The 17,389-nt window shown below is 31.1% G+C and carries 15 protein-coding genes and 2 pseudogenes; all 17 read right to left on the reverse strand.

The window, feature by feature from the left end; translation table 11 throughout:
• Window positions 1–843, reverse strand: a pseudogene (locus tag ACRDDE_RS02230) (RNA polymerase factor sigma-54); the annotation flags it as partial.
• A gap of 107 nt (window positions 844–950) precedes the next feature.
• Window positions 951–1,832: an Hsp33 family molecular chaperone HslO gene (gene hslO / locus ACRDDE_RS02235; protein WP_438625230.1), complete on the reverse strand. Its 882-nt coding sequence runs from the start codon at window positions 1,830–1,832 to the stop codon at window positions 951–953.
• A gap of 34 nt (window positions 1,833–1,866) precedes the next feature.
• On the reverse strand, window positions 1,867–2,613 hold the full coding sequence (locus ACRDDE_RS02240; protein WP_438625232.1) for a class I SAM-dependent DNA methyltransferase: 747 nt from the start codon (window positions 2,611–2,613) through the stop codon (window positions 1,867–1,869).
• On the reverse strand, window positions 2,600–2,854 hold the full coding sequence (locus ACRDDE_RS02245) for a small, acid-soluble spore protein, alpha/beta type (protein WP_021430255.1): 255 nt from the start codon (window positions 2,852–2,854) through the stop codon (window positions 2,600–2,602). Before ACRDDE_RS02245 ends, ACRDDE_RS02240 begins: the two co-directional genes overlap by 14 nt.
• Before the next feature lie 72 nt (window positions 2,855–2,926).
• A complete protein-coding gene (locus ACRDDE_RS02250; RefSeq protein ID WP_438625234.1) occupies window positions 2,927–4,045 on the reverse strand; it encodes an N-acetyldiaminopimelate deacetylase in 1,119 nt (372 codons plus the stop codon).
• A 165-nt stretch (window positions 4,046–4,210) separates the two neighbouring features.
• Window positions 4,211–4,750 (reverse strand): hypoxanthine phosphoribosyltransferase, encoded by a 540-nt coding sequence (gene hpt, locus ACRDDE_RS02255; protein ID WP_021430311.1) that lies wholly within the window; start codon window positions 4,748–4,750, stop codon window positions 4,211–4,213.
• 76 nt (window positions 4,751–4,826) lie between these two features.
• Entirely contained in the window at window positions 4,827–6,128 is a 1,302-nt protein-coding gene (locus ACRDDE_RS02260) for an L-cysteine desulfidase family protein (RefSeq protein WP_438625235.1), read from the reverse strand.
• 174 nt (window positions 6,129–6,302) lie between these two features.
• Complete coding sequence (locus tag ACRDDE_RS02265) at window positions 6,303–8,087, reverse strand: sigma 54-interacting transcriptional regulator (protein ID WP_438625237.1); 1,785 nt, start codon at window positions 8,085–8,087, stop codon at window positions 6,303–6,305.
• Window positions 8,088–8,265: 178 nt separating this feature from the next.
• Window positions 8,266–8,829: a class I SAM-dependent methyltransferase gene (locus tag ACRDDE_RS02270; protein ID WP_021434101.1), complete on the reverse strand. Its 564-nt coding sequence runs from the start codon at window positions 8,827–8,829 to the stop codon at window positions 8,266–8,268.
• Window positions 8,830–8,968: 139 nt separating this feature from the next.
• Entirely contained in the window at window positions 8,969–9,604 is a 636-nt protein-coding gene (locus tag ACRDDE_RS02275; RefSeq protein ID WP_438625239.1) for a single-stranded DNA-binding protein, read from the reverse strand.
• Window positions 9,605–9,785: 181 nt separating this feature from the next.
• Window positions 9,786–10,658 (reverse strand): sulfite exporter TauE/SafE family protein, encoded by an 873-nt coding sequence (locus ACRDDE_RS02280; RefSeq protein WP_148551570.1) that lies wholly within the window; start codon window positions 10,656–10,658, stop codon window positions 9,786–9,788.
• 113 nt (window positions 10,659–10,771) lie between these two features.
• Complete coding sequence (locus tag ACRDDE_RS02285) at window positions 10,772–11,779, reverse strand: proline racemase (protein WP_021430157.1); 1,008 nt, start codon at window positions 11,777–11,779, stop codon at window positions 10,772–10,774.
• A gap of 22 nt (window positions 11,780–11,801) precedes the next feature.
• Window positions 11,802–13,046, reverse strand: a pseudogene (gene prdD, locus ACRDDE_RS02290) (proline reductase cluster protein PrdD).
• Between the two features lie 58 nt (window positions 13,047–13,104).
• On the reverse strand, window positions 13,105–13,830 hold the full coding sequence (gene prdB / locus ACRDDE_RS02295; protein WP_438625241.1) for a D-proline reductase (dithiol) protein PrdB: 726 nt from the start codon (window positions 13,828–13,830) through the stop codon (window positions 13,105–13,107).
• A gap of 16 nt (window positions 13,831–13,846) precedes the next feature.
• A complete protein-coding gene (locus ACRDDE_RS02300; protein WP_021430161.1) occupies window positions 13,847–14,116 on the reverse strand; it encodes a CBO2463/CBO2479 domain-containing protein in 270 nt (89 codons plus the stop codon).
• A gap of 37 nt (window positions 14,117–14,153) precedes the next feature.
• Window positions 14,154–16,028 carry a D-proline reductase (dithiol) proprotein PrdA gene (prdA, locus tag ACRDDE_RS02305; protein WP_438625243.1) on the reverse strand — a complete coding sequence of 625 codons (1,875 nt, stop codon included), beginning with the start codon at window positions 16,026–16,028 and terminating at the stop codon, window positions 14,154–14,156.
• A 19-nt stretch (window positions 16,029–16,047) separates the two neighbouring features.
• Window positions 16,048–17,334, reverse strand: a complete 1,287-nt coding sequence (gene prdC, locus ACRDDE_RS02310) for a proline reductase-associated electron transfer protein PrdC (protein ID WP_438625244.1) — start codon at window positions 17,332–17,334, stop codon at window positions 16,048–16,050.
• Window positions 17,335–17,389 lie beyond the last annotated feature (55 nt).

Here is a 17,389-nt window from a genome sequence, read left to right on the forward strand (position 1 = left end):
TGTGTTTCTAAGTACTTCTTTATAAAAATTATTAATCTTTAACATATAAGAATCTTTTTCATTTTTATAAACTATAAACTCATTATCAATTTTTTCAACTATAACATCAGGTTGCACGTATACCGTTTTCTCACTGCAGCATAATCTCCCCGGTCTCGGATCCAATGACTTGATTTTATGAACTAAGTTAACGCATCTTTGCATTGGAATCTTATGTTTTTTGCTTATTTCCTTAACCTTATTAGAAGCTATTAAGTCTAAATCTTCTTTGATTATATTTATTAAATCTTCATCATATTCTCCTGAATTTTCAATTTGTAAGATTAGACATTCAACTAAATCTCTAGCCCCAACTCCTATAGGATCTAGCTGTTGAACTTTTTCTAAACACTCTAAAAATGTAGATTCATCTACATTTAACTCTTTTAACTCATTTAACATTATTTGTTCTGAAAATCTTAGATATCCATCTTCATCTAAGCTATCAATTATGTAATTGCAAATTTCTTTTTCTAAGTCGCTAATTTTATATAATCCTATTTGAAGACTTAAGTGTTCATATAAATTAACATCTTCTTTTATCATATTTTCTAAATTTAAATCATTATCTGGATTATAATTTACTTCTCTTTTATATCCGGTGTCCATATTTTTCACATAAGCTTCCCAGTCTATTTCTTCTTTTCGTTCTATATCTAATAAGGGATTTTCCTCTGATTCTTTTCTTATTTCTTCTTCTAATTCAACTTTACTCATATTGAGTATTGCTAATGACTGTTTTAGCTGTGTAGTCATCACCAGCTTTTGAGATTGAGTTAATTCTAGCCTGTTGTTAAAGTTCAAATTTTTTCACCCCGCTTTTATTTTTCAATCCAAAAAAACCCTTTCGCATAAATATATTCTACCACTTGGTATGACTCTTATGCAAAAGGGTTTTATTTATTATTTCATTACTTGTTCATTTTATCTAATATAGCTTTTAATTCATCTTCATCAAACGTGTATTTTGAGTTACAGAATTGACATCCTATTTCAGCTTTTTTATCTTCTTCTATTATTTCAGCTAATTGATGTTGTCCTATAGATATTAAAACTCCTTCAACTCTTTCTTTAGAGCATTCACATTCAAATCCAACATCACATTTATCTAGAATTTGAGGATTTAATCCATCAAGTACTATATTAAGTATGTCTTCAGGAGTTTTTCCTTCTTTTAACATATTTGTTATAGAATCTAAATTAGCAACGTTAGACTCTAATTTTGATATAGTTTCTTCAGCTGCATCCGGCATTAATTGAACTATAAATCCACCTGCATATTCAACTTCTTCTTCTTTTGTCAATACTCCTAGTGCTACTACTGATGGAGTTTGTTCTGATAATGCGAAATAATATGTTAAATCTTGGGCTATTTCTCCGCTAACCATAGGATATGAACCATTGTAAGGTTCTCTTAATCCTAAGTCTTTTGTTACTCTTACTGTTCCTTCACTTCCAACAGCAGCTGCAACATTTAACTTACCATTTTCATAATCTTCTACTACAACATTTGGGTTATCAACGTATCCTTTTACTATCCCCTTAGAATTAGCTGTAGCTAATATACTTCCTATAGGTCCGCCACCTTTTATTATAACTGTTATTTTATCTCCATCGTTTTTCATCATAAGACCCATAATAGATGTTGCTGTTAGTGTTCTTCCTAAAGCAGCTGTAGCAACTTTACTTGTCTTATGAAGATCTCTAGCTCTGTCTACCATATTTTTAGTAGTTGCAACAAAAGCTCTTACCTGGCCATCTCCAGCTGTTGCTCTTAAAACATAATCCTTCATAATATTTTCCTCCAATCACGTTAAAACTTTCTGTCTATTTTTTACAAACAAAAAATACTCTTTCCGAATCATCTTTTGGCTTATCAAATGTAAAATCTCCATAAACTTTTACATTTTTAAAACCTGATTCTTGAAGCATTTCTACTATTTCGTCTTCTGTGTATGCTCTTTGTTGATGTACCTCTTCAAACTTATCATATCTTCCATCTTCACCTTTTATGAAAAATGCTAATTCCATTTCTAATAAGTTTTCTTCTGCATCAAAATAATTTTGCCATAAATAAGATACATCTTCTCTATTTTCACCATATATATTACCACCTAATATATTGGCTAATTTATAATATGAACTTATGTCAAATATGAATATTCCATTTTCTTTTAATAACTCATGTGTTGTATCAAAAACATTTTGTAAATCATCATCATAAGTTATATAGTTGAATCCATCACAAGCACATAAAACACAATCTAAACCTGTTATATCAAAATCAAGTTCAGCTATATCTTGTTGTAATAATACAAGCTCTATTCCTTGTTTTTCAGCTTTTTCTCTAGCTACACCTAACATTTCTGCAGATATATCAATTCCAGCTATATCGTATTCTTTTTTAGCTAAAGGAATAGTTATATTTCCTGTTCCACATGCTAATTCTAGTATATTTTTAACTTTTACATTTTCGTTGTCTATTATATCTTCTATATATTTAATCCATTTGTCATAATCAACATCATTCATAAGTTCATCATATACAAATGCAAAATCTCTATACTGATCCATCGTCTTTATTTTCTTCCTTTTCCATTTTTTTCTTTTTCTTTTTACGAGATGTTAACGTACCACCTATACGCCCTGCTTCTTTGGCTGTTAAACCTCCCCAACCAAGCTCAGAAACCTTATCCATTAGTCCAAGTTCTGATGCTATCTCATATTTCATTATATCATCATCTGTCAATATTTTCTTTTTCTTAGTTGCACTTTTCTCTCTTGGTTTATTTATATCAATATCTTTATAATTCATAAAAATCACTCCTTTATTTTATATTTTTGTCATATGAACAAAATTTATACAAAATTGAGGAGTGATTTAGTATTATAATATCGATTTTTTATATTTTAATAATTTGATATATACATCTAACGCATTTCCTAATATATTTTCATCAAAATTAAAGTTTAAACTATGAAGTCCATTTACAAATCCTTTTTCTTCATTTCTTGCTCCCAACATGAAAAATAATCCTGGAAGAACTTGTTGATAGTAAGAAAAATCTTCTGATATCATTATAGGTTCTAGTTTGATAAGTTTATCTGTTCCTATAGCCTGTTCAAACTCTTCAAATAAAACTTCATTATTATTAACAGCTGGATAGTCATCTCTTATTTCCACTTCTATCTTGCAGTTATAAGCTACTTCATATCCTTTTGCTAGTTCTCTAATTCTTTCTTTAATAGTTTCATATACCTCTGGTTTAAAAGCCCTTATAGTACCTTCTATTCTAATATTTTCAGCTATTATATTTCTTCTAGTCCCTCCATGCATTTTACCTATAGTAAGTACGGCATTATCTAGTGGACTTATATTTCTTGATACTATTGTTTGTAAGCTACTAATAAAGCTAGAAGCTAAAACTATTCCATCTATTCCATTTTGAGGCATAGCTCCATGACCACTTTTAGCAATAATATCTATGTCTAATTCTCCAACTTGTGCTAAGAAGTAATTTGGTCTAGTTCCTACATAACCTTCAGGTATTTCTGGATATATATGAAGACCATATATTTCATCTATTTTATACTTTTCTACTATACCTGCGTTGATTAATGGTTTAGCTCCTCCTGGACCTTCTTCTGCTGGTTGGAATATAAATACAATATTATCCATAATATTTTCTCTATTTTCATTTAAGTATGTTACTAATCCAAGTAATATACTCATATGTCCATCATGCCCACATAAGTGCATAGCTTTTTCCCCTAATGTAAGAGCATCCATATCTGATCTAAAAGCTATAGTTTTTTTAGGATTTTTACCTTTTATAATTCCAACTACAGCAGTATCTAACATTTCTTCATATTCTACACCTATATTATTTAAATAATTTTTTATATATTTACTAGTTTTAAACTCTTGATTTCCTATTTCAGCTAGTACATGTAATTCTTTTCTATTATTTTTCATGCACTCTTTTATATTACATATATTGTTCATACAAATCTCCTTTATTATCAATTTATATGTTTTTATTATACCCAATATATATGCGCTTTGTATTGCTATTAGTGCCTAAGTTTTTTAAAACCATTGTTATTAATGCCTTGTTTAATATAATTTATTTAAGCATAAAAAAAGATTGGGAAAATCCCAATCTTCTTATTATCTATCTTCGTCAGTAACGTTAAATACGTAAGGTATGTTTCTGTAGTAGTCTCCGAAGTTTAATCCGTATCCTACAACAAATTTATCTTCTATTTCAAATCCACAGTAATTAGGAACTAATTCCACTTTTCTTCTACTTGGTTTATCTAAAAGAACACAACATTTTATACTAGCAGGGTTCTTAGTTTTTAAGTGACCCATAACAAAGTTCATTGTAAGAGCTGTATCTGTTATATCATCTACAACTAAAACATCATATCCTTCTATATCATCACTTATATCTGCTACCATGTTAACTTGACCAGTACTGCTTTCTCCATGCCCGTAGCTTGAAGTAGTCATAAATCCGATTTTAACAGGTACTGTTATGTTTCTTACTAAGTCTGCGCAGAATATGAAGCTTCCTTTTAATAGTGATATTACCATTAATTTTTTGCCTTCATAATCTTTAGATATTTGTGCTCCTAATTCTTTTAATCTTTCTTGTATTTGTTCTTCTGAGCATAATACTTCCCATTTTTTTGTTTCTATATCCATGTTACAACCTCCGAAATGTTATAGTATATCTATTTTATAGGAGATTTACCAATTTTGCAACGGGGTAAATACAATATTAGTTAGCTTTATTCATGTCATCCATTACTCTTATTATAACCTTATCAGTTGTAGTCATTCCCTTATCACTTACTCTTCCTAGGTTTTGTATACTTTGCTCTGCTCCAGTTCCTACTATTCCATTCATTGGAGGTACTATACAGTCTTGTTTAGCTATTATAGCACTTTGTACTGCTGCTGATGCTGCTGATGCAAGTTTTAATGCACATCCAGCCTTAGCTCCATCACATATCATACCACTTAAGTTAGCTACCATATTTTCTATAGCACCTTCTATTTGAGTTTCATTACATCCCATTAACCAAGATAATCCTGATGTAGCTCCTATACTTGCTGCAACTCCACATCCACATACTGCTGATAATCTTCCTGTGTAGTTTTTAACGTATGCAGTTAATAAGTGAGATATTGCTAATGATCTAGCTAATTTTTCTTCACTTTGAGGGAATTTATCGTTATATGCAACTATTGGAAGTATAGCAGTTATACCGTGGTTTCCACTTCCGTTAGAACTCATAACTGGTAATTTAACTCCAGCCATTCTTGCATCAGATGCAGCTGCTGTTATCATCATAGTATAGTTCATTAAGTCATCACCTAATAATCCTGATTCAATAGATTTCTTTATACCAAATCCTACACCTACTCCTACTTTTTCATTTAATCCGTACTTAGCTATCTCTTCATTCATAGTTATTCCATCTAATAAGAATTTTATTTCTTCAAAATCTACAGTTTCCATAGCTTCTACTATTTCTTTTATTGTTATAGTATCTAATATATTTTCTTTAGGTTCTGCTGTAGTTGCAGCTTCAACTACTTCTTCACTTACTAATACATCTTCATTTTTTTCAACAAATACTATATTGTCATGTTTAGTTCTTATAACAACTTTAGCAGTATTGTTTTTACCTTCTAATTCAACTTCTATATAAACTTTTTCTTCTGTATCTATTGGTGATATGTTTATATCGTTGTTATCCATGAAGTCTTCTGCAACTTTAACATCTTCTTTTGTTAATGTTTCTAAAACTCTTAATCCGTTTTCTGATTTTCCACCTATAAGTCCCATTGCTGCAGATATTTTTAATCCTAATCTTTCAGTTCCTGGTATACCTACACACATACCATTTTTGTATACGTTAGGACTAAGACCTATTGTACATTTTACTACTTCTTCACCTAAAGTTTCTTTTGCTTTAGCACAAGCTAATGCTACTGCTACTGGTTCTGTACAACCTAATGCTGGTTTAACTTCTGCGTTTAATATATTAACTAATTTTGTTTGTAAATTTTTCATTGTGTTTTCCTCCTGATAGCTATAATATTTATGTCTTATTTATAAAGCAAGAACTATGCCAACTTTTATTATTTTTCAAACCCTTGAAATCGCTTTATTTACACTTTAGAAAAATAATTTTTTATCATTTCAGTCTCATTCCGAAAAAAAATAGTCTCAAAATGAGATTAAGTATCATTTTGAGACTATTTTATATCTTTCTATTTTTCTATATAACGTAGCTCTAGATATTCCTAAAGCTTTTGCAGCTAAATCCTTATCTTTTTTATAATCTTTATATTTTTCTAATGCTTTTATTATTTCTTTCTTTTCAAGTTCGTCCAAAGTTTTTATATTTTCATTTGAATCTATAATTTGATCTTCATTTGAATTTGCGCGTTTTATTCTATTAGGTAAATTATCTAATGTTATAATCTTACCTTCGCATCTATTTACACTATATTCTATAACATTTTGTAGTTCTCTAATGTTTCCTGGCCAGCTATATTCACATAAATATTCTAATGCTTGTAAATCTATATCTTGTACATTTTTATCTAGCTTATTAGAGTATTCTTTCATCATATATTCAATTAGTAAGTGTATATCATTTTTTCTTTGTCTTAAAGTTGGTAGAACTACAGGTATAACATTTAGTCTATAGTATAAATCCTCTCTAAATGTGCCTTTTCTGACCATGTGCTCTAAGTCTTTATTAGTAGCCGCTATTATTCTTACATCAATTGATACATTGTGTTTAGCCCCTATTTTATCAACTTCTTTTTCTTGCAATACTCTAAGTAATTTTGCTTGTAAATGTAAGCTCATATCACCTATTTCATCAAGAAAAATACTACCTTTATCAGCTAATTCAAATTTACCTAAGCTTCCACCTTTTTTAGCTCCTGTAAATGCACCTTCTTCATATCCAAATAATTCACTTTCTAGTAAGTTATCTGGAATAGCTGCACAGTTTATAGCGATAAAAGGATTTCCTGCTCTACAACTGTGATTATGTATAGCTCTTGCAAATAGCTCTTTTCCCGTACCACTCTCTCCAGTTATTAAAACTGTAGAATTAGTTTTCGATGCCATCAATGCTTCTTCTTTTGATTTATTTATGGCATAACTGCTTCCAATTATATTTTCTAAATATATCTTATGATCATTACTTATCTTGTTGTAGTTTTTTATAGCATCTACTTTATCTATAAAATCCAATACATATCCTTTTAATTCTTCATTTAAAATAATAGGCTTTATATTATATATTCCTTTAAATTCCTTCTTTGCTCCTCTATATGTAAAGCTACAAGATTTATCATTATTTATATTATTGAAATTATTGTCTTTCGCAAAGTTTAATACATCGCCTATAAAGTTTCCTATTATATTACCTTTAACTTCAAAAATTTCTTTAAATTTCAAATTGTACTTTTCTATATTTGCATCTTTATCTAATGACACAACTGCTTTATCCATATTATCTAACAATGTTTTTAGCTTTTTCTTTTCTAACTCTACCTCATAAGTTTTTATTTCTGCTTTTAACTTACTTGATATCAGATCAGCCATTTTATGCAAGAAGTTCATTAAATCATCTTTTCTAAATTTAATTACATCTGCTTGCTCTTTCGTAAAAGCTATAAGGCCAATTACACCATAGGACTTATCATCATATACTATAGGGCAGCATACCTCTGCAAACTCTTTACAAACTTCACGAGTATAACATTCATTGCATATCTCATTGCTCTTTGGATCTTCTATTATTAATTCTTTTTTAGTAGTTAAGGAATATTTAAACGCTGAGTATTCTTTTAATTGTTGTCCTATTTTATGAAAATAAGTTCCGGTACCCGCTATTCTAACTAAACTCGAATCTACTATTGTTACATCAATTTCTAAAACAGACGATATAGCTTCTGCTATGTTTTGTATATCTTTTCTTATAAAGTTTAAATTAATCATACTTTCCATCCCTTAGTTTATCTTTGTACATCAGTACTTTAATTTCATTGAGAGTTTTGTATATTTTATTTAAAGTATACTGTATTGATACTAAGATTACAAACAACATACAGATAATTATCACATTATAATGTATTTTCATAAAATTTCCTCCTACAAGAAAAGACTAGGTTTAACCCCAGTCTTTTTAATCATTCTTCATTCCTATATAAATATACTTTTCACAGTCTTTATTTTCTAATATTCCTTTAAATTTTGAATGTTCTAATGTCTTTATAAGTTCATGTGGGTAATAGTATTTTATACGTTCTCCACATACTCTATGCTTAAACTTTTTAAGTTTAACTTTAAATTTGTGTAAATTAGAGTCTTGTAAAACAACTTCTCCTCTTAATTTTAACACTCTATAAATTTCTTTCAATGCTTTCTTTTGGTTGTGAGTGTAATTAAATTGATTTAGTACTATTACTTTATCGAAGAATCCATCTTCAAATGGTAATAATTCTAAACAACCTTTAACGACACTGCAGTTTTCATTATGAATTAAAGAATAGCAAATATCTTGGTATGCACTATCTTCAAGTATAGTTACATTGGCTCCAAGCATCCTTAACCTCTTGCCTAGGGTACCTATATTTCCTACCAATAGGATTCTTTCTCCCATTTCATATTTAATTACATTTAATATATCTTCTACGGTATCCTGTGCAAAATAATTTGCTTCATAATTCCATTGTACTACGCTTTTCACAGTGCTCCCCCTCTTTTGGATTTATTATCATTTTTTACATCATAGAATAGATTATAATAAATCCCAAGCAACTATTCAATAACCATTTTAAAGTATTTTAAAATTATTTTTTTAATAATGTTTTCCTTGACTTTCTATATTAATTTATATTGTTTTCATCTAGTCTTTTTATTTTAGAAATAGAGACTTCATATGCAACTCTTTTCTCTGTTTCTCCACTTTCAAGTTTCTTTTCATAGTCTCTACTTTGTACTCTGCCCCACATTTGGATTCTATCTCCAACTTTCAGATTTTTTGCAAATTTCGCATTTCTACCCCATACTATTGATGGTATGTAATCAGATTTATTATATGGTCTATTTATGGCAACTAGTAAATCTGCTATTTCTCTCCCTAATGGAGTTTTTCTATATATTGGATCTTTACAGATATATCCATCAAGGAAAATATTGTTTGGATCTTTAGCTTCTCCATCAACAACCTTTATTTCTCTTGCAAATACAGTTAGAACTAGTTTATTTTTATTATCTATATTTTTATTATAAGATCTTAACTGACCAACTAGGTCAACTAAGTTATTTTCATTTATATTTACTTCTTCTAATAATCTTTCTGATATAGTTATAGGTAAAACATCATATGTATCGCTTAATCTATGTATTTTAATCCTTGCACTATAAAATTTTTCCCCAAATATTTCATGGCTAAATGTCAATTCCTCTTCAAGTTCTCCTCTTAAATTTACTATGTTAGTATCTTCTTTTAAATTTATCATTTTATTCCCCCCACAATTGTTAAACCATATTTTATCTTAAAATCTATATAATAAATATATTTCTGCATGGCCATTTTTATTACACCTTTAATAAAATAAATTTGATTAAAAGCTTTAAATTTCAAAAAATAAAAAATATACCGTATTTTTAAATACGGTATAGTCTCATCTTATTAATTTATTAAGCTGTTTGCTTAGCAAATGCTTTTTTTAACATAGTTACTGAAGTATATGCTATTACAATTATTACTACCCATCTTAATATATCCATAGGCATTGAGCTAACAAAGTTAGCTGCTATAAATACCCCTATAACTCCACCTATTGTTATAAATAGAGAAGTTTTCTTAGCATATGTTCCTTCTTTTATAAATTTAACACTTGCTGTTGGCATTAATAAAGCGCAAGATCCCATCATAATAGGGAATGCTACAGTTGGTGACATTCCTAAGAAATAAACCATTGCCATACAAGGAGAATATAGTCCAACTCCAGCAGTCATTAATGCTCCTAATATAAAGTTACCTACTACCCCTATAACAAGTTTTGCTCCAGTTAATCCTGTTGCATTTCCTCCACCAGGCATTAATCCTAATTGAGCTAATAACATTAATATAGCTGTTACAACTAGTGCGAATCCCATAACTATTTGGATTTTTCTTTCATCCATCTTAGATATAATTCCAGCACCTACATAAGATCCTACAACTGCTGCTCCTAATAAACTTATTAAAGTTATTGAATCAACCTTTATAACTGTCGTAAATATAAATGCTTCAAATACAACTGGTATTGTGTGACATACGTTTAGTGTACCTGGTATTAACTTGTCAGGTATATTAATTTTTAGAGCATTCATCATTGCTACTGTTGGCGCAAATGACCCTATTCCTAAAGTGTCAAAGAAGTCCGTTACAAAACCTGTAGCTAAAGGCTTCCAAGCTGGTACATCTTCAAATCCGTTAGATGATTTAGCTTTTGATAAGTCCTTGATGAAGTTAAAACCGAATAATGAAACAAAAGCTGCTAATAATACTCTTATTAAATTTAACATCTCAAATAATTCCTCCTAATGATTTTACTAAAAAGTGTCTTACATAGAAATATGATTAAATACTACTAGTAGTATTTAATCATATTTTAATTAGAATTTATACAGTTATTTTATTACTTTAGTATAAATCCATATTTTACTGGATCATTATCATCTATTACGAAATGGTTGAATCCTGTTATATACGCAGCTCCTGTTATTTCAGGTATTATTGCTTCATAATCAGCTACTTTATCAACACCAACTATTCTTCCTTTGAATAGAGTTCCTAATATACTTTCATATACGAATAATTCGCCTTCTTTTAATTCTCCTTTAGAGTATAAAGTTGCAAGCTTAGCACTTGTTCCTGTTCCACATGGAGATCTATCTACTTGACCTTGTCCAAATATAACTACGTTTTTGTAAGTAGCTTCTGGATGAGTTGGATCATCATATATTTCAACTAAATCAACAGTTTTTATATGAGATAACTCTGGATGTTGTATTTCTATAGTTTCGTTTATTATATCTCTCATTTTTAAACCTATTTCAGTTAGTTTTTGAGCATTCTTTGGCTCAACTTTTAATCCTAACTCACTAGCTTTAACTATAGCAAAGAAACTTCCTCCGAAAGATATATCGAAAGTTACAGTTCCTATTTCAGGCATTTCTATTTGTACATCTTTTTTGTATAAGAATGCAGGTACGTTTACTATAGAAACTTCTTGAACTCTTCCGTTTTCAACTTTAGCATCTGCTCTTACTATTCCTGCTGGAGTATCCATAACTACATGAGTTGTAGGCTCTTTCATTTCTACCATACCAGTTTCAATTGCAGCTGTTACAGCTCCTATTGAACCATGTCCACACATGTTTAGGTATCCTCCACCATCCATGAAGATTATTCCGAAATCTGCTTCATCGTTGCAAGGTTGAGTTATTATAGAACCGAACATATCATTATGTCCTCTTGGCTCTAACATTATAGCTGTTCTTAAGTGGTCTAGATTATTTTCTAAAAACGCTTTTTTCTCAGCCATAGTTTTTCCTTTTATATTAGGTATTCCACCTGTTACTATTCTTGTTGGTTCTCCCATTGTATGAGAATCTATCGCTTGTATACTTCTTGAAAATTTCATTTTACGGCCCCCTATATTATTATTATTTTTTATTATTTCTTTGCATTTTTAATTTTAATAAGGCTAATGATTTTTTTGCGTCTAACTCGCTTACAGTGTTCTCTCCGACAACTTCTGTTTCTATCCCCTTGTCTGATTTATTAAAATCTACTATTGTGTCCATATATTTATTTGTAACTACAAACTTAGCTTGAGTTCCATTAAATGTAAGTCCAACTACCGGGATCTCTCTTTTTCCTATTTCTTCAATAGTATTAGCATAATCTACGTGTGAGTTTCCCCACCCATCACATGAAATTATGACGCCCTCTGCTCTCATAGCTTCTAGCCATGCAGCTGTTCTTTGTCCAACAAATTCTTTTTCTTTGTTGTCCTGAGGCGTTCCTACTACTACTATCCCCAGAAGATCTATGTCTTTGTCATTACTAACTATATCAAGAAGCGGATCTCTAAAGTGATGTAATGATGTTTCTTTAGTTGATGGTCCTATACCCATTATCTCACCTCATTAAGTCATAGCTCTCAAGGCGCCATCTCTGTATTCATTAGGTGATATTATCATCGGTACATTTCCCATATCTATAATCGATGTACCGCCCTCTAAACCACTTGGTTCATAAGAAAATAATTGATTGTCATACATTGCACCCTGACCTGCTATTTGTTTTACTATTACAACTTTTTTAGCGTCAGGTCTAATTTTGTCAAAATATTCACGAATTTCTGTAGCATCTCTTCCGTCTTGCTGTTTTAAAACATTTCTTATACCTTGTATAAAAGTATCACATGCCTTAAATGTCATCATTGGAAGTTTTCTCTCATATGGCAAACCACCTTTAACTGTAACATCAAAATGAATTATGTAATCATTAGTAGATGGAGTCCCATATCTTCCAAACACCATTTGCTCAGAAAGTATACCTTCTGAAGATCCAAATTCATGCATTTGTCTTCCATCCTCATCAACACCAGTAAGCATAACATAAACACCTGTTAAAGTGTGTGTTATTCCTTCACCTAATCTACCTAAAACTTTAGTAGATATAGGAATTATATCCATGATAGTATTAATTTCCTTGTTATAATCTCCTGGTTTGATTATATCTAATTTTATGTCCGTTATTAATTCATGTGAATTTTTAATTTCATTTATGTAGTCATTGTTTATGGATAGTGTACCTTTTTTTATTGAGAACTTTTCATTGAATTCAACATTATTTATATGAAATGGTTTAATTACCAAACGTCTAAGTATTTTCTCTTCCATTTATATCACCTTTTTATATAAGCCCTTCTCTATTGCTAGGGAAGGGCTGTGTTATCTATTATACTTGAGCTACATACTCGTATGGTAATTGAATTATCTTACCAGCAGATGGTATAGCTATTAATTGCTCTAAAGTATCTCTTAATATATGCGTTTGCATTTCTTTATTATTTGGTTCACCAGCATTAGCACCCATTGGAACTAGTGGAGCAACTGCTCTTGGAGTTCCGTTTTGTCTAACTACTGGAGGAAGAGCTGCTATTATTATAGTTGGTATACCAGCTTCTTCTATTGCTCTCTGCACGATCACGGCAGTTCTATGGCAAGTACCTCAGCCAGCTGTTAGAACTACACCGTCTACTCCCTCATCTTTTAATCTTTTAGCGATTTCAGGACCAGTTTCTTCAGTGAATTTAGTTTGGTCTCCACCACCACCCATGAATCCTATATGAACTGGAGCTACAGATTTTATAAATCCTTCTTTAGCTAATTCATGTAGTCTGTCTATAGGGAACATACAGTTTATATCTTTATTAACATCAGCGTTATCATATCCTCCGTGAGATACCATCATCTCATCAGTAGTTGCTGTATCTGGTATTTCTCTAAATGTAAAGTCACCTGCTAGGTTGAATCTCTTATCAGCTTTTAAATGTACACCTGACGCTGTAGCTAAAGCTATAGTCATATCCTTTAGTTCTTTAGTTACAGGAGTCCAAACAGGAGGAGGTGTTATTGGTACAAATATTTCAGATTGAAGTCCTTTTATTGTTGTAAGGCTCATAGTTTTTCTCTCCCTTCTATTTCTCTAATTCTTCTTTATTTTTTTTATTTCTTTCGATTATATCTACATACTTTTGATTAGGTTCCGGACTTAGTACTTCTGGATAACTTAACATAAACCCAACCTCAAGACCAAGCTTAAGCTCATAATCAGTTATAAGCATTCTTTTCGGTATTTTAAATTGGCCTAATCTGCCTTTTAAGTCTATAGTTACTCCACCATCAGTGATATCTACTATAACTCCTTCATACATTCTTTCAGTTGATATATATTTTAATCTATCCATAATATTTCATCCTTCCATAACCTATTAACGTCTTTTACTATTTAGCGTCTTTTTCGTATATATTCTTTCTTTTTTCACTCATTGGTAAAGTTTGCTCGTTTTCAACAAGTTCTAACTTCTTACCAGTTTCTTTTTCTATTAATTCAACGTTATTTAATTTAACGTTAGCATTCCATTTTCTTTCAGCAGATTTAACTTCTTCTCCACCCATTACTGTCTTTAACATTGCTAAAGATCTTACAGCATCTTCTGGGCATAATGTATTGTTTGATAATACTTCATTTTCTATACCTTGTTTAGACTTGTTGTTGTCTATCATGTATTTCATGTATTCATTACCAACAACTAGAGCACCTTGAACAGCAGAGAAACTTACACCTACTACAGCTACACCTCTCTTACCTATTTGCTCTATGTGAGAAGCGAAATCTATATGGTTGTTTCCGAATCCTTCAGTTGTTACTATAGCCCCATCAACACCCATAGCTTCTATCATCATACCTAATCTCTTAGATACATAGAATTTCTCAGCATTTACTTGTGGAGATCCTACAAATATAACACCTACTAAATCTATTTCTTCATCATGCATAGCTTTTATTACTAATGGCTCTCTCCAGTAATGTCTAGAGTTTTCTTTAGATGCAGGTCCTATACAAGTTAATGCATGTATACCACCATCTAATACTTCAAGTGGAGATAATACTACTGGAACGTTTCCTAAGTCAACGTTTGGTTTAGCTCCTAATGTTCCAACTGGCTCAACAGGTAATATTAAGTTATCATGCATTGCCCCTTGTCCCATTATTTCTTTAACTACAACAACCTTTTTCTTTCCAGGTCTTCTATATTGAGTTAATTCTTCAGTATCAACTACTAAAGATTCTTCAGCATTCTTTAATGCTTCTCTTATTTCTTGAGTTATATAATCAGATGCACAGTGAGCAGCTAATGGTCCTGGTCTTTCCATGTTTGTACCAGCTTTAACTGTTACTTGAGTTTTGATGAATATATCACCTTTATCAGGGGCACCTGGTCTTCCCCACATTATGTTAGTTTCTAATACACCTTCTGAAGAACCGAATTCACCTATTTGAACTCCATTTTCATCAGTACCAGTTACCATCATTATAACTCCGTCTATAACTCTTGTTACACCTTCTCCTATATCTCCTTCTTCTTTAGTAGCTATAGGTTGAACGTCCATTATAGTTTCACTGTATTTGTTGTATTCAGCTGGAGTTATTATTTCTAACTTCATATCAACAACTAATTCTTCTGAATTTACAGCTTCTTTAGTTAATTCTTCTGGAGTTCTTAAGTATAAAGTAGTTCCATCTATTTTAGTTTCTTCAGCGAAAACTACTTTTTCTATTTTAAAATGTTTTTTAGTTAAGCTTCTTATTGCTTTAGCTTCTTGAACTGGTTCAGCTTTAACTTCTACAGCTTCTGCTACAGCTACAGGAGCAACTGGTGCTACACCCATTCCTTGAGCTACATTTAAAGGTATTTCTAAGTTTATATCTCTACCTTCACCTATATGTATCTTTATAGTTTGTCCATTTACTGGAGCTATTTGAGATACTGGAGCTACTGAAGCAACTGGTGCTACTTCTTTAACTTCTTCCTTAACTTCTTCTTTAGCCTCTTCAGCTACTGCTACTACACCTTCTACACAGTCAGCAGTTATTGGAGTTAAAGCATCTAAAGTTTTTAATAATTTAGCTCCTAAAACTTGCTCTATTGTTAAACAATCATCTGCTATTGTTAATAATCCTGAATCCTCTAAGTCAGCGAATATTGCTGGATCTTCTAAATTTGATGGTTCTAGTACAGTCCCAGCTTCAAATCTACAGCAGCATACCGCTGGATCTTTAGCATGAGCTTTAGCTGTTTCTACAGTTATTGACATTTTCTAATACCTCCTAGCATTATTTTTTTCTTCTATATAATCTATGTCCCGAAGCTCTTAATACATGGTCTGTACTATGGTATACAGGCAAACCTAACCTAGGCGCCACTTGCATAACTGTGTTTGTTCAGTCCTCGCAGTTACCTATTAATACAGCTTCAGCTCCTTGACTCTTTAACTTAAGCACTTTTTCTGCTTGACCTGGGCATATACCTGGTAAATCACATCTAAATCTACCATTTACCTCAGTCATCCTCTTACATTTTTCTTCTGCTACAACTTCAGCACCCATTAAAGATGCAATTTGTTTTAGTCTATCTTCTTGTGCTCCACACTCGCAAGCTATTATTCCTAATTTCTTGCTTTCTTGTGGAAGTGGCATAGATACTAATATTCCACCTAAAGTTTTAGTAACTGGACTTTCTTCTTCACCATGTCTTCCAGTGAAAGGACCTCCAAGAACTATTTCTCCATATGGTGCAATGAATCCTCCACATGTTTCTATATATGTTATTATAGGCATTCCTATAGGAACATCCATAAATACTTTGCCTTTGTTCTCTGCACCTTTTACTCTTCCTCCAACAGTTATGTCTTTAGTTATAAAAGGTTTTCTTTCTTCTATAGCTTCTACTATACGTTTTATAGTTTCAACATTAGAAACTACAGTTTTTGCTTCTATTGGAAGTTGACCTGGAACAAGAGTTATTCCTAATAATTCTCTTATTATAACTCTCTCGTCACCAGCTGGGTACATATCTGGTAAATATTTTAATTCTATGTTTGCTTCATTCTTACAAGCTTTTCCTAATGCCATTATGGCTTTTTTGTACTTTGGCTTTACAGCTATATAAGCTTTATCAGCTTTAGTTATATCAAGCATGTATTTTAATCCTTTAATTATTATTTCTGGATTATTTTCCATTAGCTCCACATTGTGACCAAGTACTGGCTCACACTCTGCAGCATTTGCTATGATACAACCTCCTGTAAGATCTACATTAAGTTTCACATGTGTAGGGAAACCAGCTCCTCCTGCACCAACTATACCAGCTTCTTTTATAGCGTCTAAGTTATTTTCTGTATCTTTTATCTTTACATACTCATCAGGTTGATTCTCAGAAGCTTCTATTATTATAGAACTTTCTGTAATTTCAACGACTTTACCATAAACACTTGAATGTATATTTGCTCCTAATCCTTGTGGTTCAGCTATAAGTTGTCCTTTTTTAACTTCACTTCCAACCTCAATTATAGGTTTACATGGCGCACCTACATGCTGTCTTAATTCTATTTTAAGCATCATAGATTTCACCCCCTGACTATTTTTATTTTACACTGTTTTATTATTAGCAATTACC

The sequence above is a fragment of the Paraclostridium sp. genome (assembly GCF_051656405.1).
Classification (GTDB): Bacteria; Bacillota; Clostridia; order Peptostreptococcales; family Peptostreptococcaceae; genus Paraclostridium.

What these genes read in the sequence shown, in the direction of transcription:
- hslO (WP_438625230.1), bottom strand. Translation starts at nt 1,832, where the DNA reads ATGAAGGATTATGTTTTAAGAGCAACAGCTGGAGATGGCCAGGTAAGA.
- ACRDDE_RS02240 (WP_438625232.1), bottom strand. Translation starts at nt 2,613, where the DNA reads ATGGATCAGTATAGAGATTTTGCATTTGTATATGATGAACTTATGAAT.
- ACRDDE_RS02245 (WP_021430255.1), bottom strand. Translation starts at nt 2,854, where the DNA reads ATGAATTATAAAGATATTGATATAAATAAACCAAGAGAGAAAAGTGCA.
- ACRDDE_RS02250 (WP_438625234.1), bottom strand. Translation starts at nt 4,045, where the DNA reads ATGAACAATATATGTAATATAAAAGAGTGCATGAAAAATAATAGAAAA.
- hpt (WP_021430311.1), bottom strand. Translation starts at nt 4,750, where the DNA reads ATGGATATAGAAACAAAAAAATGGGAAGTATTATGCTCAGAAGAACAA.
- ACRDDE_RS02260 (WP_438625235.1), bottom strand. Translation starts at nt 6,128, where the DNA reads ATGAAAAATTTACAAACAAAATTAGTTAATATATTAAACGCAGAAGTT.
- ACRDDE_RS02265 (WP_438625237.1), bottom strand. Translation starts at nt 8,087, where the DNA reads ATGGAAAGTATGATTAATTTAAACTTTATAAGAAAAGATATACAAAAC.
- ACRDDE_RS02275 (WP_438625239.1), bottom strand. Translation starts at nt 9,604, where the DNA reads ATGATAAATTTAAAAGAAGATACTAACATAGTAAATTTAAGAGGAGAA.
- ACRDDE_RS02280 (WP_148551570.1), bottom strand. Translation starts at nt 10,658, where the DNA reads ATGTTAAATTTAATAAGAGTATTATTAGCAGCTTTTGTTTCATTATTC.
- ACRDDE_RS02285 (WP_021430157.1), bottom strand. Translation starts at nt 11,779, where the DNA reads ATGAAATTTTCAAGAAGTATACAAGCGATAGATTCTCATACAATGGGA.
- ACRDDE_RS02300 (WP_021430161.1), bottom strand. Translation starts at nt 14,116, where the DNA reads ATGGATAGATTAAAATATATATCAACTGAAAGAATGTATGAAGGAGTT.
- prdA (WP_438625243.1), bottom strand. Translation starts at nt 16,028, where the DNA reads ATGTCAATAACTGTAGAAACAGCTAAAGCTCATGCTAAAGATCCAGCG.